The organism is Paenibacillus sp. FSL K6-4396 (assembly GCF_038002525.1).
GTDB lineage: Bacteria > Bacillota > Bacilli > Paenibacillales > Paenibacillaceae > Paenibacillus > Paenibacillus amylolyticus_B.
On sequence record NZ_JBBOCR010000001.1, the window covers coordinates 3,439,277 to 3,465,853 of the forward strand.

Annotated in this window: 21 protein-coding genes; 18 read left to right on the forward strand and 3 right to left on the reverse strand. The window is 42.2% G+C overall.

Annotated elements, in window-relative coordinates:
• Positions 1-4 precede the first annotated feature (4 nt).
• From MHB85_RS14960 to MHB85_RS15000, 9 genes are all read left to right on the forward strand, one after another.
• The gene (locus tag MHB85_RS14960) at positions 5-1,786 is read left to right on the forward strand and encodes a sensor histidine kinase (protein WP_105598726.1); all 1,782 of its coding nucleotides are present in this window, start codon (positions 5-7) and stop codon (positions 1,784-1,786) included.
• Positions 1,787-1,799: 13 nt separating this feature from the next.
• Positions 1,800-3,341, forward strand: coding sequence for a response regulator (locus MHB85_RS14965; protein WP_105598727.1), 1,542 nt, complete (start codon positions 1,800-1,802; stop codon positions 3,339-3,341).
• A gap of 139 nt (positions 3,342-3,480) precedes the next feature.
• Positions 3,481-5,136 carry an extracellular solute-binding protein gene (locus tag MHB85_RS14970; RefSeq protein ID WP_091016262.1) on the forward strand — a complete coding sequence of 552 codons (1,656 nt, stop codon included), beginning with the start codon at positions 3,481-3,483 and terminating at the stop codon, positions 5,134-5,136.
• 112 nt (positions 5,137-5,248) lie between these two features.
• Positions 5,249-6,214 carry an ABC transporter permease gene (locus tag MHB85_RS14975; protein WP_017688458.1) on the forward strand — a complete coding sequence of 322 codons (966 nt, stop codon included), beginning with the start codon at positions 5,249-5,251 and terminating at the stop codon, positions 6,212-6,214.
• 12 nt (positions 6,215-6,226) lie between these two features.
• A complete protein-coding gene (locus tag MHB85_RS14980; RefSeq protein WP_017688457.1) occupies positions 6,227-7,129 on the forward strand; it encodes a carbohydrate ABC transporter permease in 903 nt (300 codons plus the stop codon).
• Between the two features lie 282 nt (positions 7,130-7,411).
• Positions 7,412-7,786, forward strand: coding sequence for a response regulator transcription factor (locus MHB85_RS14985; protein ID WP_091016260.1), 375 nt, complete (start codon positions 7,412-7,414; stop codon positions 7,784-7,786).
• On the forward strand, positions 7,776-8,411 hold the full coding sequence (locus MHB85_RS14990) for a hypothetical protein (RefSeq protein WP_017688455.1): 636 nt from the start codon (positions 7,776-7,778) through the stop codon (positions 8,409-8,411). The genes MHB85_RS14985 and MHB85_RS14990 overlap by 11 nt, the downstream gene beginning before the upstream one ends.
• Positions 8,404-9,366 (forward strand): sensor domain-containing diguanylate cyclase, encoded by a 963-nt coding sequence (locus tag MHB85_RS14995; protein WP_105598728.1) that lies wholly within the window; start codon positions 8,404-8,406, stop codon positions 9,364-9,366. The genes MHB85_RS14990 and MHB85_RS14995 overlap by 8 nt, the downstream gene beginning before the upstream one ends.
• A 1,024-nt stretch (positions 9,367-10,390) precedes the next feature.
• Complete coding sequence (locus tag MHB85_RS15000; protein WP_105598730.1) at positions 10,391-11,188, forward strand: peptidase; 798 nt, start codon at positions 10,391-10,393, stop codon at positions 11,186-11,188.
• A gap of 73 nt (positions 11,189-11,261) precedes the next feature.
• Here MHB85_RS15000 and MHB85_RS15005 read toward each other — a convergent pair whose 3' ends face one another.
• Positions 11,262-11,606: a winged helix-turn-helix transcriptional regulator gene (locus tag MHB85_RS15005; RefSeq protein WP_074095086.1), complete on the reverse strand. Its 345-nt coding sequence runs from the start codon at positions 11,604-11,606 to the stop codon at positions 11,262-11,264.
• Positions 11,607-11,871: 265 nt separating this feature from the next.
• On the opposite strand from MHB85_RS15005, the gene MHB85_RS15010 reads away from it, so the two are divergent.
• The 3 genes from MHB85_RS15010 to nfsA all read left to right on the forward strand — a co-directional run bounded on the left by MHB85_RS15010 (position 11,872) and on the right by nfsA (position 15,192).
• Positions 11,872-12,975 carry a Gfo/Idh/MocA family protein gene (locus MHB85_RS15010; RefSeq protein ID WP_341073164.1) on the forward strand — a complete coding sequence of 368 codons (1,104 nt, stop codon included), beginning with the start codon at positions 11,872-11,874 and terminating at the stop codon, positions 12,973-12,975.
• A gap of 115 nt (positions 12,976-13,090) precedes the next feature.
• Complete coding sequence (locus tag MHB85_RS15015) at positions 13,091-14,437, forward strand: NtaA/DmoA family FMN-dependent monooxygenase (protein WP_105598732.1); 1,347 nt, start codon at positions 13,091-13,093, stop codon at positions 14,435-14,437.
• Positions 14,438-14,451: 14 nt separating this feature from the next.
• Positions 14,452-15,192: an oxygen-insensitive NADPH nitroreductase gene (gene nfsA / locus MHB85_RS15020; RefSeq protein WP_091017686.1), complete on the forward strand. Its 741-nt coding sequence runs from the start codon at positions 14,452-14,454 to the stop codon at positions 15,190-15,192.
• An 85-nt stretch (positions 15,193-15,277) separates the two neighbouring features.
• Here nfsA and MHB85_RS15025 read toward each other — a convergent pair whose 3' ends face one another.
• Positions 15,278-15,829 (reverse strand): TetR/AcrR family transcriptional regulator, encoded by a 552-nt coding sequence (locus tag MHB85_RS15025; RefSeq protein ID WP_181155414.1) that lies wholly within the window; start codon positions 15,827-15,829, stop codon positions 15,278-15,280.
• A gap of 219 nt (positions 15,830-16,048) precedes the next feature.
• On the opposite strand from MHB85_RS15025, the gene MHB85_RS15030 reads away from it, so the two are divergent.
• The 3 genes from MHB85_RS15030 (at position 16,049) to MHB85_RS15040 (ending at position 19,959) form a co-directional block, all read left to right on the forward strand.
• The gene (locus tag MHB85_RS15030; protein WP_091019089.1) at positions 16,049-16,810 is read left to right on the forward strand and encodes an SDR family oxidoreductase; all 762 of its coding nucleotides are present in this window, start codon (positions 16,049-16,051) and stop codon (positions 16,808-16,810) included.
• 115 nt (positions 16,811-16,925) lie between these two features.
• Positions 16,926-17,354 carry a MarR family winged helix-turn-helix transcriptional regulator gene (locus MHB85_RS15035; RefSeq protein WP_091019087.1) on the forward strand — a complete coding sequence of 143 codons (429 nt, stop codon included), beginning with the start codon at positions 16,926-16,928 and terminating at the stop codon, positions 17,352-17,354.
• 286 nt (positions 17,355-17,640) lie between these two features.
• The gene (locus tag MHB85_RS15040; protein ID WP_341073165.1) at positions 17,641-19,959 is read left to right on the forward strand and encodes a glycoside hydrolase family 95 protein; all 2,319 of its coding nucleotides are present in this window, start codon (positions 17,641-17,643) and stop codon (positions 19,957-19,959) included.
• A gap of 115 nt (positions 19,960-20,074) precedes the next feature.
• Here the strand turns inward: MHB85_RS15040 and MHB85_RS15045 are convergent, their stop codons facing one another.
• Positions 20,075-20,926, reverse strand: a complete 852-nt coding sequence (locus MHB85_RS15045) for an AraC family transcriptional regulator (protein ID WP_105598735.1) — start codon at positions 20,924-20,926, stop codon at positions 20,075-20,077.
• 159 nt (positions 20,927-21,085) lie between these two features.
• On the opposite strand from MHB85_RS15045, the gene MHB85_RS15050 reads away from it, so the two are divergent.
• From MHB85_RS15050 to MHB85_RS15060, 3 genes are all read left to right on the forward strand, one after another.
• Positions 21,086-23,068 (forward strand): hypothetical protein, encoded by a 1,983-nt coding sequence (locus tag MHB85_RS15050; protein WP_105598736.1) that lies wholly within the window; start codon positions 21,086-21,088, stop codon positions 23,066-23,068.
• Between the two features lie 102 nt (positions 23,069-23,170).
• Complete coding sequence (locus MHB85_RS15055; protein ID WP_105598737.1) at positions 23,171-24,757, forward strand: response regulator; 1,587 nt, start codon at positions 23,171-23,173, stop codon at positions 24,755-24,757.
• Positions 24,739-26,478 carry a sensor histidine kinase gene (locus tag MHB85_RS15060; protein WP_105598738.1) on the forward strand — a complete coding sequence of 580 codons (1,740 nt, stop codon included), beginning with the start codon at positions 24,739-24,741 and terminating at the stop codon, positions 26,476-26,478. The genes MHB85_RS15055 and MHB85_RS15060 overlap by 19 nt, the downstream gene beginning before the upstream one ends.
• Positions 26,479-26,577: the final 99 nt, after the last annotated feature.

The following is a 26,577-nucleotide window of genomic DNA, read 5'->3' on the forward strand; positions in this document are numbered from 1 at the left end:
TCATATGCGTCATAAATTCTGGATGTTCCGTAAGGTTAATGATATTCCTCTCCGATCCAAATTTCTGCTTATTTATGTACTTAGTATTCTCCTTCCTGTAATAACGATTAATATCTTCTTTTATCAACGAACCTCTGCGGATATCAAGATTAGAGAACAGGAAAATCTGCGCAAATCCATCGACAGGGCTGCGGGGGAACTGCTAGGCATGATTGATGAGAGCGTTGCCCTGAGCCGAATTATTGCAGCAGACGATTCGCTCTATGAGGCACTGGATCGGACCTATCACTCCCCCGTGGATTATTACAACGTCTACCATGCATTCCTGCGAGATAAATTAACACGGTACATGTCAGCGAATATTCTGGAGGTGCGTATCTATACGGATAACGATACCATTCAGACGGGCAGTCATTATATTGTAATGAAAGACAAGAATGTACTCCCTGGATTGAAACAGCTGAAATCCACCAGTGGAGGCATTCTTGTCGTTGATTATATTGAGCCATCCGGATTTAACGCGGGAAGAAGAATCAGTGTAATTGGCAAAATGGATACCTATACTTCCTATGCCAATTACAACAAGTATTCCAAGATTGATCTGGAACTTAGCCGGGTGTATAGCATTTTAAATCGTGAATCAGACAGTCTTCAGCTGCGTCTGGTGGACAGCAACAATCGAACTGTCGTTTCAAGTGGAGAATTCAGCGAAACCGACTTATCCCCCCTTGATAATGAATCAATACTCAAGGAATCTGGCAGTTCTGCTTACACGCTCGAAAAATCGTTGGGGAATCTAGCCTACCTAAAGGGTTGGAAATTGATTGGAGTTGCCGATACGCGTCACCTTGACCACCTTTTACAAGAAGCCTTTAAATCAATTCTGGGGTTGCTCGCATTAAGTATCGTGGTCCCTTCTGTATTGATCTACATTATTTTGCGTTCCTATCACTATCGGATTCGCAAGCTATCCAGACATATGGAGAAGGTTCGTAACGAACGATTCGATCTGATTGAAATTCACGAAGGGCGCGACGAAATTGGTGGGCTTATTCGTACATTTAACATCATGATTGGTAAAATTCATACGCTGATTAATGACGTATATAAACTGGAAATCCGTCAAAAAGATCTGGAGCTGGATCAAGTGAGGACTGAATTGTCCATGCTCCAGAGTCAGATGAATCCCCATTTTTTATTTAACACATTGAATGCCTTGCTGGTCGTTAGTACAAAGAATGGATATACGGAAGTCATTGAGATTATTAAAAGTCTGTCCAAGCTGATGAGACAGTTGCTCAGTCATTCTGACAATCTGATTCCTTTGCAAGAAGAGCTGGAATTTACGAATCTTTATCTCCAGATTGAGAAGTTTCGCTTCGGGGAGCTTTTTAATTATACCTTCGAGGTTGATCCTGATGCTGCTTCGTTGCTCATTCCCCGCATGAGTATTCAACCGCTCGTTGAAAATGCATGCAAACATGGCTTGCAGGCGCGAAAAAATGGAAGACAGATTAAGATAACGGCGATACGCAACGCTTCTGAACTGGTTATTCAGGTGATCGATAATGGAATCGGTATGGATGCAGGGAGACTAACGGAGCTTTTGAGAGATATTCGTTCTGAAAGAGCCAGGAACGGCGAGCATGTTGGACTCCGCAACGTCTATCGAAGGTTGGAACTCTTTTATGAAGGAAATGCGATATTTGATCTAAGCAGTGTACCTGGAAAGGAAACCATTGCAGGGTACCGTATACCGATCTCCAAACTGGAACAGAGGAAATAGGAGGTAAACTCTCATGTATAAAGTACTGTTAGTTGATGATGAACCGTATGCCATTGAAGGGTTACAGCTTCTGATCAATTGGGAAAAGCATGGTTTTGAAATCAGAGGTGTGTGCGCCAACGGTGAGGAAGCCATTCGGATGATGGAACAAGATCAGCCTGATCTCGTGGTGACAGACATTCGTATGCCTGTGATGAATGGGCTGGAACTTGTAGAAGAAGCACGACGATTGGAACATGAGTCTGTGCTGTTTGTCATCACGAGTGGATACAGTGACTTTAATTATGCCAGACAAGCTATTCGATTAGGTGTCTCCAACTATTTAACCAAACCGGTTGACAGTACAGAAGCAGAGGATATGTTGGTCCGTCTCCGTATGCAATTGCAGGAGCGTGAAAACCAGGAGCGTATAAGGGAACATGCAAACGAGCAAAGGATCAAAGCGTTTTTGTCTGCACTGATAAAGGATAAGCAAAATATATCGGAGGAGGAGATGTCAGATATCCTTCCTCGTTTAACCAAGTCACATTGGGCTTACCTGCGGATAGCCTTTCAGGGAGATATTCAGGAAGCCTGTTCAGTAGCCGAACAAACGGCTGAAGAAACAACCTGCTGTTATGTAATAGACAGAACAAGAGACTCGTTGGGACTTGTATGGGGGGAGGAAACGAATGATAGAAATGAGACATTTGAAGCAATTAAAGCTTTTACACAGCGTTTGATGAACAATATGCAACATAACGGCTGCGAAGAAATTCATATCGCGGTTGGATTAACGGTCAACAAATTGGAGCATTTATCTGAATCCTTCCGCTCCGCTCAGGAAGTTGGGCGTTATTTGTTTTTTAACCAAGAGCGTCTTTTGTTTGCCGAAGATATTCAGCTGGAGAATTGGCAGTTTGATCCGGAAACGCTGTCAGAGGTGGACCATATTTGCGATTTGCTTGAAAACGGTTCTGTGGAGGAACTCTCGTCTGCGATTTGGAGTGCTTTTGAACTGTTTGTACAGATGAAGGCTGCGCCAGAGATTGTACATATTTTCTCTACCCATATTATATTCCGCGGACTGTCCCTGTGTAGAGAATTAGGAGGAGAACCTAATGCTCTAATGAATGAATTTGCGAGCGGATTTCTGGAAAAGGGCCATCGAAATATAGAAGAGGTTGCTAACAATCTGGAACATTTCTGTTTGCAATGCAAGTCAGAACTGGCAATTTTCCGGGAGAGACAAATGGGTGGCATCCAGGCGACGGTTGCTGAATATGTGCAGATGCATTACAGAGAGACATTTACGATCCAGGAGCTCGCAGAACGATTCTACGTGAATCCTGTCCATTTAGGGCAATCCTTTTTGCGAAAGTATGGTAAGGGTGTAATCGAGGTAGTACATGATCTAAGAATGGAAGAAGCAAAGTGTCTGCTCAAGCAGACAAATCAAACATCAAGTGCGATTGCAGAGCAGGTAGGGTACCGCAGTTACCAGCATTTTCTCAGACACTTCGAAAAACGAACAGCCATGAAACCAGTAGAATACAGGCAAAAGTATACGAATTGATCCATGAAAAAGAAGAACCCCTCCTGATTAAGACCTACAATTACAGGGGGGTAGACCTTAAATGTATATATTTTGTAACCGCATACATTTCTTCATACTAAAAACAGTAAGACATACCACTTCCAAGGAGGGCAAGTACATGGGGGGACTTAAGAAAAAGAAGCTTTGGGGTTCCGTATCACTCGTTCTGGCTTTGAGTTTGGCACTGGCAGGATGCAGCGGTGACAATGAGAAAGCGACTACAAAGGATGGGAAAGAGGTACTGAACATCACGGCCTTTATCGGAACGCCAAATCAGGCGCCAGCTAAAGATAACCGAATCTACAAGAAGATCCAGGATGAACTCGGCGTTAATCTTGAGATGGAGTTTCTAGTAGGTGATCTTCAACAGAAGTTGGGCGTTATGATTGCCGGGGGCGATTTCCCGGATCTGATCACAGCAGACACCAAGTTGGTCTCAGCGGGTGCGGTTATTCCGCTCGAAGATCTCATTGAAGAGCATGCACCTAATCTGAAGAAACATTTCGGTAAAGACTGGAACCGGATGAAAGATTCCAGTGACGGACATATTTACTGGTTGCCTAACTATGGAGTGTATACAGGGGAGTTCATTAGTAACTATTATTCTGGTCCTGCATTCTGGATCCAAAAGTCCATACTGAAGGATGCCGGGTACCCGACTCCTAAAACGTTGGATGATTTCACAAAGTTGATCCGTGATTATGCAGCCAAGAATCCAACTATTGATGGTCAACCGACGATTGGTTTCACTACATTGGCTTCAGACTGGCGGACGTTCCCTTTGCTTAACCCACCTGAACATCTCACGGGTCATCCCAATGACGGGGGCGTAGTTGTAGATGACGGTGGAGTCGCAACCGTGTTTGCCGACAAAGATATTTCCAAACGGTATTATAAAGAACTAAACAATCTGTATAACGAGGGATTGCTGGATAAAGAAGCCTTTGTTCAGAACTATGATCAATATCTGGCCAAAATTTCTTCGGGACGTGTGCTTAGTATGTTCGACCAGCACTGGAATTTCCAAGCTGGCGAAGACCCACTCGTAGCACAAGGGAAAATTGGCCAGACATACGTAGGCTTCCCGCTTGTTTATGATACAAGTATCACAGATCATTATCTGGATCGTCCGGTCATTAACTTGAACAATGGTTTTGGTATCAGTAAAGATGCCGAAGACCCTGTCGCACTCATCAAATTCCTCGATAAGCTTATGGACGAGAAGTACCAGAAGCTCTTGTCATGGGGTGAAGAGGGTGTAGACTATCAAGTGAATGAAGAGGGAAGATTCTATCGTACACCAGAGCAACGGACAGAGCAGGATGATCCAGCATGGAGATTGGTTAACAAAGCTGAAGGTTTCTACGCTGCTGCACCGAAGCTCGAAGGAACATTTGAAGATGGTAATGCAATTGGAGCGATCAACCAACCTGAGGAATTCTATGACAACCTCAAACCGGAAGATAAAGAACTTCTGGATGCATACGGCTTCAAAACGTGGAGTGACTTCTTCTCTCCTGCACCAGAAAATCCAGTGTACTATCCAGCATGGCAGGTCGATCTGAAAGAAGGCTCTGATGCTGCGGTAGCGAACAAACAAATGACAGACACTTCATTGAAATTCTTGCCTAAAGCAATCATGTCAAAACCGAATGAGTTCGATAACATTTGGACTGAATATGTAGACGCTTACAAGAAGATCGATGTTAAATCCTATGAAGATCGAATTAATGACCAACTGAAATGGAGAATCGAGAACTGGTCTGTTAAATAAAAAAATGCGGCAATGATTCTCTCGGAAGGTATCAACCAAAGGATTACTCAGGCGAGTGCCTTCCGGGGACATCATGCTTAAAGTCGCTGCAAGCCAATAGGAGGAGTGAAAGATGGCGAACACGCCTGGAGCCATACCAGAGCAAACTACCCGTACAGTCGTACCCAAAGCACCACTGTTAAAACGATTGCGCGGACAAAGACAACTCATGTTCATGTCATTGCCCATCGTTGCGTACATTCTCGTATTCTCGTATTATCCCATTTGGGGCTGGGTTATGGCCTTTCAGAATTACAGTCCTGCGAAGAGTTTCACCCAGCAGGAATGGGTCGGGCTCAAACACTTTAAGTTTTTGTTAACAGACGATGCATTTCTTAACGTGCTTCGTAATACCATTGCGATGAGTGTCATCAATATGGTGCTCGGATTTGCGACAGCAATTATATTTGCCATTTTACTTAATGAGATCAAACATAAGTTATATAAACGAACTATTCAAACAATATCGTATTTACCTCACTTTCTCTCATGGATTATTGTGACAGGTATCGTAGCAAGTTCACTATCTGTAGATGGTGGGATTGTAAATGTGGTACTCATGAAGCTGCATATCATTCAAGAACCTATCATGTGGCTTAGCGTTCCAGAATACTTCTGGGGCATTGTAGGCGCATCCCATGTATGGAAAGAAGTTGGATGGAATGCCATTATTTATTTGGCGGCCATCACGTCTATCGATCCTTCCCTCTATGAAGCGGCAGAGATTGATGGTGCGAACCGATATAAGAAAATGCTGTATGTGACCTTACCCGGAATCAAATCCATTGTTATCATTTTGCTGATCATGAATATGGGCTGGATTTTGGAAGCTGGATTCGAGGTTCAGTATCTGTTAGGTAATGGTGTGGTTGTCGACTGGTCACAGACGATAGATATATTTGTCCTGAAATACGGACTACAGATCGGGAATTATTCTTTGGCTACTGCGGCAGGTATCTTCAAAACAGTAGTTAGTATCACGCTGATCTTTGCGGCGAATTCAATTTCCAAACGGCTCGGGGAAGACCGATTAATATAAGGGGGACTAGAGATGGGAATCAATAAATCTCGGCTTGAACCGATTGTCTTCCATACGTTAAATGGTATACTGATGATCGCAATCGCGATTGTTACCCTGTATCCGTTTGTGAATACACTCGCCGTATCATTCAATGCCGGTAATGACACCATCCGGGGTGGGATTTATCTGTGGCCTCGGGTATGGACAGATCAAAACTACAGAGCAGTATTTGCAGGAGGGACCATCTTCAGCGCCTTTGGTATATCTGTGGCGAGAACGGTTTTGGGGACAGTTTTAAGTCTATTCTTAACCTCCATGCTGGCTTACACACTAAGCCGAAAAGATTATATATTACGAAAGCCTATTACCATTACAGTTGTTCTTACGATGTATTTTAGTGCAGGTCTTATTCCAACTTACTTCCTAATGAAAGATTTGCATTTGTTAAACAACTTCCTGGTGTACATTATTCCTGGGCTGATCAGTGCCTTTAATATGATTGTTATTCGAACTTATATCCAGACACTACCCGAGGGATTGATCGAATCAGCCAAAATTGATGGTGCTGGAGATTTCAGAACATTCATTTCCATTATTCTACCGCTGTGCCAACCGGTTCTCGCTACTGTTGCACTGTTCATTGCAGTCGGTCAATGGAATTCTTGGTTTGATACGTTTCTGTATGCATCTTCCAAACAAAACCTGAGCACGCTGCAATATGAGTTGATGAAACTATTATCATCTTCTATGAATTCCAACAGCAGTGCAGCCGTTGCCAATGGTGCAGATCTTGGCGCTGCGCGTAACATGGTCACACCTGTATCTATTCGGGCAGCGATTACGATTGTTGCCGCATTACCCATCTTGGTTGTATATCCATTTTTGCAGAAGTATTTCGTTCATGGCTTGCAGCTTGGAGGGGTAAAAGAGTAAACTTAATGCAGTTCCAGATAACCGATCAAAAACGGTCACTAGGTGACCGTTTTTTTATGTTTTTTAAACGGCGGGCGGTAGTAAGTCAATTGCACACGAATCTACCTTATTCAATAATGTTGTTGACAATTAAATTAAAGTTACTATAATTTATATTTACTTGATTCACCAGTCAGTCTCTTTTCAGGGTGCCACTGCGCGCGAAAGCCCTATATCAAGAACTGTCCACAGCGCCTGACCATCCCGAGCTCTTACCATTTTATCAAGGAGACTGAAGAGAAAATGAAAGTATTAATCGTAGAAGACTCCATTTTCGTACAGAAATTGCTTACAAAGCTGATTGTTGATCATATTCCAGCATGCGAGATTCAGATTGCTAACAATGGAGAGCAAGGATACAACCTATTTAAGGAATTTCAACCTGATTTTATAACCACCGACCTGCTGATGCCTGGTTTGAACGGACAAGAAATGCTTCGAATGATTCGAGAAACGGATAGCAATGTCAAAATTATTATCTTATCTGCAGATATTCAGAAGACAACTAGGGATGAAGTTGAAATGTTAGGCATTTCTGGTTTTTTGAATAAACCGTTAACCGCAGAGAAGGCAACGACCATGATTCAACTGATTCAGGCGGCCTATCATGCTGAATGATTTACAGAAGGATTTACTTACTGAACTAGTAAACGTTTACGTGGGACAAGCGGCTAACATGTTGTCGGAGATTGTGGACAAGCGCATCGTTTTGAATATTCCGGAAGTGGAACTAATCTCCATATCCGATGTTGATCCTGGAGATCGAAGATACAACATTTTCTTTAGTGAAGGTCACCTGTTTAGGTCATCTTTACAGTTTGGCTACGAATTTCAGGGGAAAGCATTTCTGATGTTTCCTGTTGAGCAGGCTAAAGTATTGGCAAACATCTGTCTTGGAGAACTGGGTGAGAGCGTTATACCGAACGATCCGAACCTGATGGACACGGATTTGGACGTTTTGAAGGAAGTTAGCAATGTCCTGCTTAACGCCATTATTGGAGAATTTGGTAATTTCCTGGAGATCAAACTGGAATACGTCCTGCCTGATATTGAACTGATCTATGTCACCAATTCCGATCAACAAATATTGCTTCAGAATGAAGTCTATGTCCTGGTTTTACATACCTCGTTTTTACTTGCCGATACGGATGTGACAGGTATCATTGTCATAGCATTAAGTATGAACTCCATATCGAGCCTGCTGGCCAAAATGGACGCTTTGTTGGAGGCGGACAATGGATAATCTTATTTCACAAGCTTTGAACAAAGCCCATATGGGAATAATGATCGTGGACAGACAATTGAAAGTTGTTGTGTGGAATGGCTGGTTGGAACGCCTTACAGGCAAAAATAAAGAAGAAGTAGTTGGCTTGAATCTGCTTGAAGTATGCCCAAGGTTTAAGTCGAATGTGTATTTGAATATTTTGCAAAATGCGCTGTATCATGGACAAAGCAGATTTTGCTCAAGTGCTCTACATAAGGCTTTTATTCTTCCGAAGGAAGGCGAAGATGAGCATTTATTAAGACAAAACATGAATGTGGACCCGCTCTATTTGGAAGATCGCAGTTATGCCCTCATTCAAATCAGTGATATGACAAACGTGAATACAAGGGTCTATAAACTTAAAAATCTGATCAAAGAGCTGGAGACGGAGTACGCCAAAATCAAAATCTCCGAGAAAATCAGCAAGCATTTGTCTTTGCATGATCCACTTACAGGTCTGCCTAATCGTCTTGCTTATAATGACCGTCTTGCCTGGGCCATCAGTAATGCCCAAAGAAACCATAGCAAACTAGCCGTCATGTTTGTGGATGCTGATGGGTTTAAACAAGTTAATGATACATATGGACACCATGTTGGCGATCAAGTGTTGCTGGAAATGGCAAAGCGATTAAGCGAAACAATTCCAAGTGCGGACACTGTAGCTCGGCTTGGCGGGGACGAATTCATCATTTTAAGCCATCTGAAAGATGATCATGATGCTGAAATTATCGCCAAAAGATTGGAAGCTGCATTCAGTACCCATTTCAAAATTGCCGGAAACTATATCAACCTTTCGATGAGTATTGGTATCAGCCTATTTCCCAAGCATGGACAGGAGCCTTCCGAACTTCTGAGACATGCGGATGGAGCCATGTACAAGATTAAAAAGAATGGCAAGAATGGTTATGGATTTTATGAGCCTGAAGATGCTTAAGAAATCTAAAATGTCTTTTAATAAAGTTGCTATAATAGCAACTTTATTTGTCTATACAATTAACATAAGAAAAAATACGTTTTTTCTATGAATAATATTTTTTTACATATGAAGATGAGAGAGTAGTTATTGAGTAATGAAGTAATCATTCAGCCAGTAATACTTATAAAGGAGTGTACATATTTAAAGGGTACAAGAAGCGCAGAGGTGTGAAGACGAAAGATAAGTCGGTGGCTCCTGATGGTCAGCAAGCTAATATTAAACCATAGGATTAATGTTGCTACCACAATATTGAGAGGGACCAAAGTATGGCCCCATTGAGAGCCGCCGACGAGCGGCTTTTTTGGATTTTAAATAAGGAGAAGTCTGAAAGAGGCGATAGTCAGAACAGTACCAAAAGCAAGGAGAAAAACACCTCTAAACTTGATACCCATCATATCGTATTCATGAAGTTCATCCTTCGTACGATTAAAAGGCCATGAATTAGGTCGTCTCAGTGCTCTAACCCCAAAGAATAAACCAAGCATTCCAAGCAACAGAAAGAAAAAGAAGAAAAACATATCATCCCCCCTTTAACAAAGGTAAGTAATATGGAAGCCTATTGATCATATTGATTTGCCTATGCTGGCTGAGAATACATACTTTATGAAGGGTTACGTGGTTTGAACATTTTGTAGAAGATCAAACTGTATACATACGCCATCACCATATGGATTAAAATACGAAGCGTAAGACCAGATGGTTCCATCCATTAAAATGCTGTTAATAAAGTATATCATAAGACATCCAGTCATAAGGAAGAGACTCACATCGAATGGCAGAGCTGAAAAGGAGCGATTCGTGAATTCCGGAGCAAGGTGTCAAAAGGTTAAGATTAGCGAATCTATTTCAAAAAAATTGGAACAATGTTATGATATAAAAGGGAAATAAATCTAATTATTACAATAAATTTAATATATTTACAGAGAGGGATTAAAGATTGAAACTATAATCCAAATATTTTTTATTATGAGGAGGATAAACTATGAATAAGAGAAAAACGAAGAAAGTTAGTACGGTAATGATTTGTATTCTATCGTTATTTTTGGCATCTTCAACAGTCCTGGCTAATACTGCATCTTCACCGTATAGTACACCCAAAATTAAGGGACACACGTACACTTTCACATCTGAAGTATGGACTCGAAATTTCACTACAGGTACGACTGCTGAAGCCGTTGCATCAGTGAAGGCTTCAGCAAGTGTTCCAAATGGATATATGGGAACTATGGCTAGATTGTACACATCTGGCGGAAGCTTAACAGCTTCAAGTTCCATGACATATAATACGTCGAAAACCTCTAGTTTTTTTGTCTACTCTCCAAGAATAACGACTAAAACGACGTATTATGCTCAGAACGTAGGTGAATTCTATAATGGGAATGGATACACTCGTTATACTGGATACAAATCGCCAAACTTAAAGTTATCGAACGTAAATTCATCAAATGCTTTATTTGAAAACAACACTGAAACATCGGAAACGATTCACGAATTATTGCTTCAAACTAAATATGATGTCAATTCACAGGGCGATACCTATGGCTCAGCATTATCTGAACCAATCATTGGGGTTGAACCCGATTTGATTGCTGCAATTGGCACCAATGGAATCGAGGGTTATCTAAAAGCTGAAGATCTTACACCTAAAATCACTACCATCGAAGAAGCCTTAGCACAAACACAAGTGAATGGTACTGTTCGAACGATTCATTTGTATGATGTAGAAGGAGACAATATCATTGGAGAATTTGATGTAGTTACTGATTATAAAGCAGAATAGAAATTTTTCAGAGTAAAAGAGCCGCTAAATTTGCGGCTTTTTTGGGTTAAGCTATCCATTTCAATTAAGTTGTTTAGCCGTATTCTTTGCCAAAGTCCTCCATCTTTTCAAGAATTGGTAGTAACTTCATTCCCTTGTCTGTTAACGAATACTCAACTCGCGGAGGAACTTCCGGATATACATCGCGTTGAATAACACCATCATTCTCCAACTCTTTAAGCTGCTTTGTAAGGGAGCCTTGAGACAGATCTCCAAGGAATTTTTTGATATCCGTATATCGCCGTGTTTCGTCTTTTAGGTACCATAAGATAAAATATTTCCAACGCCCAGAAAGGACATTCTGAGTAAAAGCTATGGCGTACATGTCACTTTTTCCATCTATAAACTCTTGTTCAAATCCTTCATTGCAAACTCTCATTCATATCACTCCTGATCCAAAGGTACAAAAAGATGTACTATGTTCATTTAAATTGCCCTCTTTGCTAACAAAACAAATACATCTATGATGGTGTCAACACCAAAACAATTTTAGTTTACTAATATGTGAAAGAATAATTAGTCTTATCTCGATTGAATAGTTAGCAAGCTAAATAAATATATCATAGAAATGAGTGACTGATAAGGGCTGGAGACAAACCGATATTCGATCATACTGTAAATTTTAACAAGGGAGATGTTTAACAATGAGTAAAAAAATTCGTACAGGTATCATAGGGGCATCCATTAATAACTGGTGGGCGAGTGGAACACATATTCCAGCTATTCAGCATTTGGATGAGTTCGAGCTTACAGCGGTTGGGACAAGTAATATGGTGAGTGCAAAGAAAAGCGCAGAAGCTTTCTATGCAGATCACGGCTTTGATAATATGAAGGAGTTGGCTCAGCATCCTGATGTGGATATGGTCGTTGTCAGTATTAATGTCAAGGAACATTATAACGCCGTGAAAGCCGTCGTGCCTGCTGGCAAACCAATCTATTGTGAATGGCCACTGGGGTCGAATACAGAGGAAGCGCTTGAAATACAGGAATGGGTAGCATCCGCACAACTGCCAAATGCGATTGGATTACAGGCTAGACAAGCCCCGGCCGTTCAATATGTTAAAGATTTATTGGCAGAAGGTTATGTCGGTAAAGTGTTGTCTGCCATCCTGAAGATCTCTATAGATAGCATGGGTGGCGTTGGTGACAAGTCGACTGCGTACTTGTATGACCGGAAAGTTGGAGGGAACTTGCTGACCATTGTAGGGGGCCATAATCTGGATGCCTTCACTTACATGCTTGGGGACTTTACAGAATTGTCTGCCACCACAGCTCAACAGTTTTCAGAAGTTGAATTGGTAGATATTCAGAAAGTCATCAAGAAAACAACAGATGATCAGATCATGATTACAGGAAAATTGACTAATGGTGCAGCAGCCAGCGTTCATATTCAAGGAGGAGTCAAACATCAGACAGGACTCACACTTGAAATTTTCGGAGACAATGGCACGATTGTTCTGAGCGCTCCTGCATCCATTCAATTCGGATCACATCAATTACGCGGTGCAGGATCTACGGACAACGAGCTTCGTGAACTAACCATTCCCGATGCCTATTACTCGGCTCCACATTCTCTATATAACGACTCCGGATTTGTTCTGAACATGGCTCAGGCTTATCGTAAGTTTGCCAAGGATATTCAAGAAGGTACTACCTTAGCACCTACTTTCGCGGATGCGGTGAAACTTCATCAGTTACTGGATGCCGTCGAGAAATCAGCCCAGACCGGTGAACGTCAATATCTATAACCTCACTCAAGAGAACAAAAGCTGATCCATCCCTATATTTAGCATGCTAAATATATTCGCACGATAGAAAGGTTACACATATTTGTGCCTTTCCAGAACGAAGGAGAAAATCGTTATGAAAAAAAGAAGTGAAATGCAACTGGCTTTACAGATGGTTTCGGGTTATGGAGCCGAATTTAGCGCATGGAGAATGCCTGGCACGGATCCTGCAGCTTACACCAATATGGATAGTTATGTAGAACGGGCTAAATTAGCTGAACAAGGAAAATTTCAAATGATTTTCATCGCTGACACTCCAGGATTATCCAACAATTTAGGCCCACAGACGCCTATGTTCCCTATGGACCCCATGTTGGCACTGATGGCAGTAGCAAGAGAGACACAACACATCGGGCTTGTTGCTACCCTCTCTACAACATTTAATTATCCCTACAACATTGCACGTCAGTTCAAAGCACTGGATGTTATCAGTCATGGACGTGTGGGATGGAATGCGGTTACCACATCCGACCCCCTAGCGGGGGCTAATTTCGGTGCCAGGGTTGAAAATCGCCAAGAACGCTATGACAAGGCACATGAAAGCATACAAATTGTTCAGGCCTTGTGGGGGAGTTGGGAACCAGACGCTTGGACGTTAGATGTAGAAGGAGGGGAATTTGCGGATATGGACAAAATCCAGCCTATAAACCTTCAGGGTCAATATTACGCATCTCGTGGTCCTTTGCCCATTCCGCCCTCTGAGCAAGGCCAGCCAGTGATTTTCCAGGCAGGGGGAGGAGGTGAAGGAGTAGAATTAGCTGGGAAATATGCTTCGGGAGTGTACGCCAATCCTTATGATATTACGTCTGCCCGTGAACACAGACAAGCGATAAGGCAAAGTGCTGCCCGTTTCGGTCGAAACCCCGATGATATCAAAATGTTTGCAGGTTTTATGTTTTCTCTGGCTTCAACGGAGGAAGAAGCTCTGGATCGTCGGAAACAGCTTATGAGCTTTAATCCTCAGGAAATTCCCAGCAGGGTAAGTTACCTCGGATCCATGGTTGGTTTACCCTTATCGGTAAACTCAGTAGATATAGATCAACCTTTAGCGGCAGGCTTGTTGAAAAATGCATATGCCAACCCCATGGACCCACGTTCTCCAAGAGCCTTAAAGTTATTAAAAGAAGGACTCTCTGTAAGGGATGTTCTCGCTCACGGGGTCATCAACTATCATCCGGTCGTTGCAGGCACTCCGACACAGGTTGCTGACTTCTTGGAAGAATGGTTTCTGGCTGAAGCATGTGACGGATTCTCAGTCGTGCCCGATGTATCTTTTGATGGCGTTGCAGATTTTGTGAATCAGGTAGTTCCTATCTTGCAGGAGCGCGGTTTGTTCCATAAGGAATATGAAGGAAAAACACTACGCGAGAATATGGGCGTTCCTTACGAATACGGATTGCAGGAACATGGAATCAACGAATAAAGGAGAGTTTTTTAATGAATAACACACTCGAATTGCTTCATAACCATACATCGTTTCGTTCTTACACATCTCAACCCCTAACTGAGGAACAAATAGATGCAATATTTCAGGCAGCGAATCAAACTTCATCGTTCAGTCTTCTTCAGGCGGTATCCATTATTCGCATCACAGATCCAGTACTTCGAAAAAAACTCAGACATCTCTGTGTCGATCAACCCTATATTGAAGAAGCGGCAGAATTCTGGGTCTTCTGTGCTGATTTCAACCGAAATCATGAAATCGCTCCGGATGTGGATATTGAATATATTGAATTTCTGTTGATTGGTTCATTCGATGCCGGCCTGATGGCACAAAATGCGTTAACCGCGGCTGAATCGATGGGACTTGGCGGAGTGTTCATTGGTGCGGTCAGAGCCAATATTAGCGAACTATCTGACGTATTGAATTTACCTAAATATGTTATCCCTCTGGTGGGATTATGTATCGGTAATCCAGCTGGAGATAAGCCGGAACTGAAACCTCGCCTCCCTCAATCCATGGTATTGCTTGATAATCAATACCAACCGATGGATCAAGAGAAATTGGCAATCTATGATGAGACCATGCTGAAGTATTATGAAAATCGTCCGACGAGAGCTCCTTTCACCGTAAAAAAAGTAAAAGGATGGAGTGACCATATCCAGGATCACCTCGAGAGAAGTATTAATCCGCAAATGATGGCCTACTTGAACAAGCAAGGTTTTGCCAAAAAATAAGCTTTACGATAAATCCAATCTTCCTGAACTTTAGAGTTGTCCATAATAGGTAAACTGACGACTGTAACTTATTAAGTATGATAAATCACTCTGATGAAGAAGGCATCATTCGCACAATATGCTCTGCTATACTTCGTTCTGTTAGTTTAGTTTGTTCAGCAGTATGCAGAGTAACTGCTTCATTAATCATGTTAGCATAGATTTGTGCGTACAAAGTACGTTCATCAGAGTTTATGTCCTGCATACAAAGATCCAAATAATGCTTAAGTGCAATGACTAATTTTGAAGAGAGAAGAGGAATAATTTTATTATAGTTCCGTCGACATTTCTTTTTGACTTGTTGATGATACTCAAATGCTGCGAATACCAAGTGCATCATATTGTCTTTGGTAAATGCACACACACCATTAGTATGTTGTTGAATAAGTTCTTCTGCTGATTTTTTTATAATCTCATCCAATAATTCATATTTATCTTGGAAATGAGCATAGAATGTTGCCCTATTGATTTGGGCTCGCTCCGTTAAATTTTGTATTGTTATTTTATCAAAATCTTTTTCTTCCATTAGTTCAAAAAGTGACTCGAAAATGGATTCTCTTGTTCGAGTTGTACGAATATTTCTTACTTTAAGTCCCATGAATCTATCTCCCTTTTTTAAACCAACAAAAGGCTCGCATTGTTGGTTGTTCATCAATGATGTTCCGGATACAATTGAACTACTAAAGCAACTATTGTTGTATTAGTATAAAACTAAGAAGGTGGTTAGTCTATTAGAACTTTAAAGTGCAAGCTCTATAGTAAGTAACTAAAACAGTAATAAATTTTCGAATTAAATACAAATATTGGGGGATTTTAGATGAAACTCACAGGAAACACGATTTTCATTACAGGTGGCGGTTCAGGAATTGGACGTGCATTGGCAGAAGCTTTACACAACCTTGGAAACAAAGTAATCATCTCGGGTAGACGAAAAGAGCGTCTGGAGGAAGTACTTAGTGCTAATCCTGGAATGTCTGCAGTTGAACTGGACATACAGGATCTTTCCAGTATTGAGGTAACCGCTGAGCAACTTATTAAGGACTTCCCTGATTTGAATGTGTTAGTTAATAACGCCGGCATCATGCTTTTCGATGAGGCTGCGGGTGTGATTAACGAAGAGGTTCTGGTTTCAACGGTCTCAACAAACTTGCTTGGACCAATTCGGATGACGTCTTCATTAATCGAACATCTGAAGTCTAAAGAAGAAGCTGTGATCATTAATACGACTTCTTCAATCGGGTTTATTCCGTACGCAGCGACTGCAGTGTATTCCGCTACCAAAGCAGCGCTCCATTCTTATACCTTATCACAACGTTATTTGCTTAAAAATACAACAGTAAAAGTATTAGAAATTATACCACCTGGGGTTCAAACAGAACTCATGGCAGATCTTAGTGACGATCCACATGCGATGCCACTTGAAGCATTCATTAAAGAAACAATAAGATTACTCGGTACGGATGCTGAAGAAGTTCTCGTGGAACAAGCTAAAATGATTCGTGATAACCAAGGCCCGAATGAAGGAGCTTTTGTAACCCAACTTAACGATATGGCGAGCCAAGCTGCAAAAGGCCATTAATTTCATTTTTCCAAGACTTTGGTTTCATTGTTACCAAAGGTGAATTGACACCTATATATCCCCATGATACATTTAGTCTGCTAAATATAATTCGAATGTTAGGGAGGGACCGTTCATGACGACAGATGCAGTAGATTGTGATATTCGACAGTCTTTAGATCGAATTTCCTCCCAAATGCGTCGAAACTATAGTGAATCTCTTCGGGAACTTAATCTCTATGTAGGACAAGATAATCTGTTGTATCGGCTGTGGTTGGGTGATGGGGTAACACAGATGCAACTAAGTGAACATATGAAATGCGAACCACCAACCGTTACGAACATGGTCAAATCACTGGAACAGAACGGATTTATATATCGCAAACGTGATGTACAGGATGCAAGGATCATGCGTATCTTTCTAACCGATAAGGGCAAAGAATTAGAAAAACCGGTTGAGTATAAATGGAGAGAGCAGCAAGAGAAACTACTTCAATCCATTTCTTCGGAAGATCGGCTGATATTGAGGCAATTCATGCAACAAATGGAGCGAAATATCTTATAACTTATGCCAAGCTTTACGTAAGCTAAATGAAATGAACGAAACAGAGCCGCTATTATAGCGGCTTTTTTTATTTCCAATAGTTATACTTCCTTGCCCAGAACAAGAATTTGTACTTTCAGTTTCGGAATTTACGATTACAACTCTAATGTGGGATAAGATTGTGATAATTCAAGTTAATTTTGTTCATTTAGATGCTTAAGAGATTACAGTACACTGGAAGAACATACAAATGGAACACACTAAACATAAAAAATGTGAGGAATTATAATTCGTTGGAGGTTTTAACGTGAAGACCAAAAATATCTGGTTTAATCAACCTGCTGAAAGATGGGAAGAGGCATTACCTATCGGAAATGGAACTCTTGGAGGCATGATATTTGGGAAAACACAGATCGAAAGAATTCAGCTTAATGAAGATAGTCTGTGGTATGGTGGTCCGATGCAGCGGAATAATCCTCAAGCACTTGAATCTTTATCTCAGATCAGAAGCCTGATTTTTGACGGTAAGATTAGGGAAGCAGAAGAACTCGCGGCAGATACTCTGGTAGGTGTTCCTGACGGTCAAAGACATTATGAGCCATTAGGGGACTTCTATATCGCTTATGATCACAGTGAACATGAACCAAATGGATATCAAAGACATCTCGATCTGGAACAAGGCAAGGTAAACGTGAATTATGCCGCAGATCAGTCCATTTACAGCCGAGAATATTTTGCTAGCTACCCGGATCAAGTGCTCGTTGTTCATCTCAAATCTAGCTTGCCTGGAAAGTTATCTTTCTCCACTGTTTTTGGCAGGGGAACCGTTCTGGAATCAACATCCTATTCAGATATTCTTAAGCATCCTGTTGGCTTCCAATCCTATCTGGACCGGATCGAGAAGCGTGGAACGAATAACTTGATCATCCGGGGAAGAAGTGGGGGAGAAGAAGGAATCCGATTTTGTTGTGCGATTCGCCTTATATCTGAAGGAGGGCAGGTTCATTATTCAAGCGGCCAGCTTTCTCTGAAGGATGGTAATTCAGCGACTATTCTAATCACGGCTTGCACGGATTTTCGAGTACCCAAGGCACAACTCGAAGTGGAGTGCCTCCGCAGAATTGATGCTGCTTCCGCAAAACCATATAGCGAACTGCTCGCCGATCATGTATCGGACTATCAATCCTTATTCGAAAAGATGGATATACATCTCGAAGATGAAAATAAAGATGTTGGTTATTCCGAACTTCCAATCGATCAGCGCCTTGAGCGGCTTAGAGCTGGTAAGCATGATCCGGAACTCATGAGTCTATACTTTCAATTTGGTCGTTATCTGCTTATCTCAAGCAGTCGTCCAGGTTCTTTACCTGCAAACCTTCAAGGGATATGGAATAAAGACATGCTTCCTGTATGGGATAGCAAATATACGATTAATATTAATACACAGATGAACTACTGGCCTGCAGAAAGCTGCAATCTGTCTGAATGTCACATTCCATTGTTTGATTTTATAGATCGACTGCAAGTCCGGGGAAAGGAAACCGCTAGAACCATGTACGGATGCAAGGGATTCGTTGCTCATCACAATTCGGATATCTGGGCAGACGCTGCACCGCAGGATGTATGCATGACATCGACGTTTTGGACCATGGGAGGAGCATGGCTTTCATTACATCTATGGGACCACTACGAATACAATAAGGATGTTCAATTTCTCAAAAAGGTTTACTCCACGATGAAAGATGCGGCTATGTTTATTCTGGATTATCTAATAGAGGATCCTTCCGGTAATTGGGTGATATGTCCTTCGTCCTCACCGGAAAATCGCTATATATTAGATAATGGAGAGTCGGGGGCTTTATGTTTTGGTGCTTCAATGGACAATCAGATTATTAGAGAACTCTTTACGCGTTGCATTGAAAGTACCCAGATATTGCAAGAAGATCAGGAATTCGGAGAAGAACTCCGTAGTGCTTTAACCAAAATACCGGAGACCTCCATTGGCAAACATGGCCAGATCCAAGAGTGGAGTAAGGACTATGATGAATTGGAACCTGGCCACAGACATATTTCCCATTTATTCGCTTTGCATCCCGGAACGCAAATTACGGTGCAATCCACACCTGATCTGGCTAAGGCAGCGCGCGTAACACTCGATCGAAGATTGGAACACGGTGGTGGACACACAGGATGGAGCAGGGCGTGGATTCTCAATATGTGGGCACGATTAGAGGAGTCGGAACTTGCACACGATAACATCGTGGAACTTTTACGTTCCTCCACGTTACCCAATCTGTTTTGTGACCATCCTCCATTTCAAATTGATGGGAACTTTGGAGGTACTGCAGGGATAGCAGAGATGCTTCTCCAGAGCCATAACGAAGTAATCAGATTGTTACCTGCTTTGCCAGCAGCTTGGCCAAAAGGATATATTCGTGGTATTCGGGCTCGTGGCGGATTTGAATTAGATCTGGAATGGGAAAATGGTCGTCTGTTAAATACCAGAATTCGCTCTATTGCAAAATCAAGAGTTACCTTATCCTATCTGGACCAAAAGATAGAATTAACCTTTCCTGGCCCCAATGCTATAATTGAATTAAAAGGGAATAAATGGAATAATAAATAAGAAATTACCGATTACCTGAGCGAATACCGGCTGACAAAATAGCCGGTATTTGCTCTTTTTATTTGCTGAGATAAGATATAGGCAAGAGGTGGCGTGTTCTTGCTCAATGCAATGTTTAAAGAAGACTTCCATATTTAACAAATTTACCAGGTGAAGTGCCGACCTGCTTGGTGAAGGTGCGAATAAAATTGGCGTAATCTCCAAAACCGGATTGATAACAGGCCTCTGTAATACTTAAACCTTCGATTAAATAAGATTTCGACAGCTCTATACGGCGACTAAGAATGTATGCTCGAATCGTGAGTCCGGTATGCTTTTTGAATTGTCGACTAATATAGCTGCTATTCGTGAACATCGCCTCTGCCAATTCTTCCAGCGTCAGTTGCCTCGTCAGATTACATTCAATGTAACCCATCGTATTTCGAACTAGTTCAGGCATAATATCCGTTGCAACAAAATCCGTATTTTGAAAAGTTAGATTCGTTAGAAGAAGTAGCTGTGTAATCAAAATATTCCCCAGAATATCTGCTCCATAATCACTTGATGAGAGACACTGTTCAAGCTCGCCAGCTAATTGCAGCACTTGTTGAAGCTCCTCCTCTTCAAGATGTACGATATTACCCTTACCCTTGGGACGGTAGTCGAAACATGCGGATAAGTTGGTGCTAGAAGTAGACAAGCGGTTCAGATATGACTTTTTCAGATTTATGGTAATTCTCTCATATTCGTTTTTGTCCAAGGCAAAGGAACGGTGCATCTCCTCCGGGCTAAGAACGAGCAGATCGCCACGTTGCAAATGGTAACAACGGTTCTCAATATAGAAGTTTACATTGCCACGTAGAAATAAGTAGAGTTCATATGCATTATGTCGATGATAAAACGTTCCCATATTATACGTGGTGGTGCGATGAAGGTACAACAGCTCATTCTGGATTGGATCAAACAGGTATTCTGAAGTCTCATTCATATCAGATATATGACCTCCTTGTCGTTTCGCGCAATAAATATAGCCGCTTGTGCAATGAAATTGCAGACGTGAACCTATAAAATGTAACCATCCTAGCATGAAGGATACATAATTGCAAGCGTTTCCACACGAGTGTGTACAACGCGATTGGAGGAAAAGATGGATCTGATTTTCACGGCTAGAAGTAGAGTGCAGGACAACGTAGAGTACACGGCATTGAATAAGCATGCTCTCAAGGCTGACGTAAAAGTAACAAGCGGGCACGGCAGTGCAGAAGACCCATGGCAAGCCGACATTCAGATTTACAACGAGGGCCAGAATGCTTGGGCAGGGGTTATTCATGTGGAAATGCCGTTGGACAAACAGAATCCGAGGTTTTTTTTGCCTGCATTTATGTATGGCCGCAACCGGGGCGAAGCACCCCAGAATGTCCCAAATGAGTTCCCCAGACTAAGGGAGGGCAAGCGCTCTCGTCCTTCATCACCTTGGTGGATGGTCCGAAGTGATCGTCTGTCTCATCCAGCTGCACTTATCTATGATGAAGGTCGGATTGTTGGTCTAAGCGCAAGTCCCTACTGGATCAATACAGGAAACCAGAAGCAGCAATGGTATCCAGAAATGGAAGGAAACTTTGTGCAATATGGGGGATTCACATGTTCTATTGAAAAGGGTACGGTCGGATATACGTTGGGATATGAGAATGCTCCGTTGTTATTTATCAAATCCAGACTTGTCCATGAACGAGCTGCCCTTGGAGAAAATTGCTTTGAACTTGCGGCAGGTGAATCGGTTGGGCTCACACTTGAACTATATAACTACGAGTCTGAATCAGAACTGGGCATCAATCCAGCACTGGAAACAATCTATAAGAGGTATCACGAAAAACCAAGAGAAGGAAGTGACATTCAGACAACGGTAACAGATTTGTCCAATGCCATCTATGAGTATGCCTGGCTTCCGGAGGATCATCATTATTCTACATTTGTATATGAAGATGCTGCTGAAACCAGTGGCTACCGATACAACAAAATTATTTCAATCAGTTGGACAAATGGTATGACCATCGCTGCACCAATGCTTATGGCTGCATTGCGACTGGATAATGAGCCCATGCGACAGCAGGCATTATCCTGCATTACCAATATTATCGAGAATGCCATGAATCCCGAATCCGGACTTCCATATGACGCCTATCAGGATGGGATATGGAGTGTTAAAGGCTGGTGGTTCGACGGCATGCGTACCCCAGGACATTCCTCTTACCTTGTAGCTCAAGCGATGTTCTACATTCTGAAAAGCTACGATTATGAGAAGCGCATTCGAAATGTGAGACACGATGATTGGCTTGCTTACGTCAAACCAATACTTGATCGTCTGGAGTGCACGAAGAATACGGATGGAGAATATCCCACCATTTTGTCAGAGCGGACCGGAGCAGGTCTTGAATATGATGCTTTTAGTGGAGTCTGGTGTCTTGCTGCCAGGGCATATTACTGTTGGTTAACCCATGATGAATCTTCTCTGGAAGAGCTCAGACGCAGTGAAGCCCACTATTACAACACCTATGTGCAACACATGGAATGTTACGGCGCTCCGCTCGATGCGGACAAAGCTGTTGATTCGGAAGGCATTCTGGCGTACATCAAAGCTGTTCGGTTTCTGCACGCGTTGACCGGTGACGAGCTGTATCTGGATCACATGAGAGATGCGATCAGTTATGAATTCAGCTTCAAATTTTGTTACAACTCACCTATTAAAATTCCGCCACTCAGTACATTAGGCTGGTCCAGTTCCGGGGGAAGTGTTACTTCAGTAGCTAATCCGCATATTCACCCCATGTCAAGCAATCTAGTGGATGAGCTGTTGTATTATGTTGGACAACGGGAAGACAATTATGTTCGCCAACGTAAGATGGATACCATCGGGTGGGGGTGTCAGACCTATAATCGTTATGATCAAGAATTCGGCTATGGCAAAAAAGGATGGATGTCTGAACGCTTCTGTCATTCGGAAGGACTGGTCACTGAAAAATATGCGGATGGTACACCAGCCAGCACCTGGTTTTGCCTGATGCCATGGGCCAGTGGATCGATCATCGAAGGCCTTGTTGGCGACTATTGGGATTATGCGCGACCTGTATGAATTTATTTTGCAATAACTACAACAGTCACCATATTAGATACCGCCGATAGGGAGACATGCTACCGGCGGTTTATTTTCGTTGGAGGAAAGGGGACACACGGTATGTTAAAAGTATTACTGGTAGATGACGAGATGTATGTACGAAAGGGGCTGTATGAACTCATAAATTGGATGGATCTTAACATGGAGATTATCGGAGAGGCAGAGAACGGTGCAGAGGCATTAAATCTGATTGAATACCTGCAACCAGACGTGATTATAACAGATATCCGTATGCCAATCCTGGATGGACTGGAACTGATACGTGCCGTTGAGAAAATGCCACATCTGGAACCTGTGTTCATTATCATCAGTGGTTATCATGACTTCAAATATGCACAGCAGGCAATCAGGTACGGCGTTCATGACTATATCCTCAAGCCTATTGATGATGAAGAACTGACAGCGACGTTGCAGAAGTCCGCTAATCTGATTTGCAATAAAAGAAAACATATTCTTTTGGCTGAGGGGCAGGCGAGTAACATCATGCTGGAGGATGTGATCAAAGGCCATGTACAGAAGGAAGATGAACATCGATATGCCGAGATGCTTGGGATCAATCGTAACTCCAGTCTGCTCATGACTTTGATTGAACTTCAGACCGGATTAGATGAAATTAAAATTACCATTGAACAGCTGCGTGAAGCAGTACATTCTCTGGAGAGTAATTTATGCAAAATGTTCATCAGTGAGCAACAACGCGGGACGTTTGCTTTATTACTGTTGTGGCCTGATCATCATCAAGGGGGCTTGGCGTTACAGGATAAACTGCATAATATTCATATAACACTGAGCAAAAGGTTTAACCTGGATATCGGTCTTTATGCAGGAACACTCGTCAAAGAAATTGGTGATGTCCCACAATCCCTTATGGCGGCTGAAGAAGCAGCCAAGCATAAATATGCTGAAACTGGTGGTGTCGTACGTTATACGGAGATCAAGGACAAATCGCTGTTTGTTTTCAATGTATACCAGGACGAGGTGGATCACTTAATTTTAAGCCTGGAAGAGGGGAATAGGCCTGCTTACCACAAGATTGTAGAAGAGAAATTCAAATTGTTTCATATGAATCGGTTTTCTCCTCAGGCTGTATCGGGTTCTCTTTTGCGTTGTATAACGGGTATTCTCGCTGTGGTCCACGAAATGGGTGGTAATGATGAAGGGTTGCAGCAGCTGAAGGAGCTGGCACAACAAAGTCATGAAGGTTGGAATTTACGACTATTGAAGAATGCTTTTCTCACCGCGCTGGAGGAAGCCGAGGATTATGTCTCTCAACTGCGGATGGAGCGATCCAAAGGGGATATCAGCAAGATCAAACGGTATATTGATGCAAATTATACCGAGAACATCAATCTCAAAAGCATTGCTGCGCTCTTCTATATGAATCCCGTCTATCTTGGGCGATTATTCCGCAAAAGCTACAATCAATACTTTAATGACTATCTGCTGAACCTGCGGATTCATGAGGCGAAGAAGTTACTGCGCCAGACGGATCTGAGAATGTACGAGGTTGCTGCACGCGTAGGATTTCAGAATGCGGACTATTTTGTAACCCAGTTTGAGAAACTTGTTAAGTTATCGCCTACAGAGTATCGCAATCTCCTTATGGGAAATGAGCAGCGAGGTGCACAATGCCAAGATGGAACCTGAATTACATGAAGCTTCGAGATAAGCTACTGCTCATGTATGTCTTATCTGTGTTTATTCCCATCGTTGTTACCAATGTGGTGTTCTACAATGTCACATCCGCCAATATTCGTAGTCAGAAAACTCGTGATGCCGGCATGGCCTTGAACAATCTGAAGAACGACCTGCGGGTAACCATTGATCAGGGCGTCGGTCTCTCTTATTCGTTATATACTGACCCTGTATTCAACGACACCATCTCCCGTTCATTTCAAAGTCATTTTGAGTACATTGACGCTTATAATTCCTATTTAAAAGGGCAATTCTCCGGTCAAATGAATCAGGGAATTCGCTGGTATCAAGTGTATACCGATAATTCTACCATTTTATCTTCCGGTTATATTGATCGTTTAACTGACGATGTCCGCAACTCGGACTGGTACGTTCAATTTCAGGCATACTCCGCCCCTTATCCGGCACTGATCTCATCGGATCAGATGTTAAGCCTGGTTCAAAGGCTCGACAATCTGGACACTGGGGGGAGAGAGCAGTTACTTAAAATTGACCTGAATATGGATATGATCAAGCAGTATTTCCACAACAGCGGATTTGATGGAAAAGTGTATCTTCTTGATCCGGGGGGACACATCCAATTTTCAAATGATCCTACAGCAGAAGAAGCTCAGATAGGGAAACGTTACAGCGAGATCCAGTTTCCGAACAAAATGATTCCCTTTGAACTTACGTATACAGGCATTAACTATCTGGAAGGGTGGTCCCTGCAAGGGGTGATGGATGAAGAAATTGTGTTGAAGGAGGTGCGGAAGTCCCGTTCCTTCGTCGTATGGCTGGCTTGCATTAATTTTGTCCTGCCTTCTATTATCATCGCGGCTATGTCCAGAACCATCCATGTCAGGCTGGTGCGCATTCTGAAACATATGAAAAAAGTAAAAACACAGAATTTCCAGACGATTCCGCCTGAAGATGCAAGAGATGAAATAGGTCAACTCACGATGGAATTTAATCGAATGACCGAGACGATCCATAACCTGATTCATGAGGTATATCTCGCTGACATCCAAAAGAAAGACCTGGAGTTAAAGCAGCAACAAGCACAGCTTCATGCGCTCCATAGTCAGATCAACCCGCATTTTTTGTTTAATACGCTGGAGTCGGTACGTATGCGGAGCCTCATCAAAGGCGAGAGAGAGACTGCCAAAATTGTGCATAACATGGCCAAGATGTTTCGCAAGTCAATTAGTTGGAATCAGAATGATGTGACAGTGAAGGAAGAATTGGAACTCATCGAGAGTTTTTTGCAAATTCAGAAATACCGCTTTGGAGAAAAACTTCAATATACCATTGAGGCAGATCCTGCGGTACTGATGTACCGAATCCCCAAGATGGTTATCCTTCCCTTTGTTGAAAATGCAAGTATTCATGGAATTGAGTCATCTCCGGGTGTAGGTATCATTCAACTCTTCGTTTCAATGGAAAATGACCAGCTCCATATCAGACTAACGGATAACGGTATAGGGATGTCACATGCAAAATTGGAAGAGTTGTTAAGTTACCTGGATCAAAACACCGATATGGGAGAGCATGTTGGCATGAAAAATGCGTATAGTCGCTTAAAACTTTGTTATAAAAATCACTTTACATTCGACATCCAGACATGGGAAGGAGAAGGAACCCATATCCAAATTAAGCTTCCACTTGATCCATCAGCCATGCCAGGCGACTAAATATGAGGGATATACTTTTCAAAGTAGGAGGTACACTTTCATGGGTAACTTTGAAAGCGCTATCTTGATATATTGAGAAGGCTTAAAGACACAAACAAT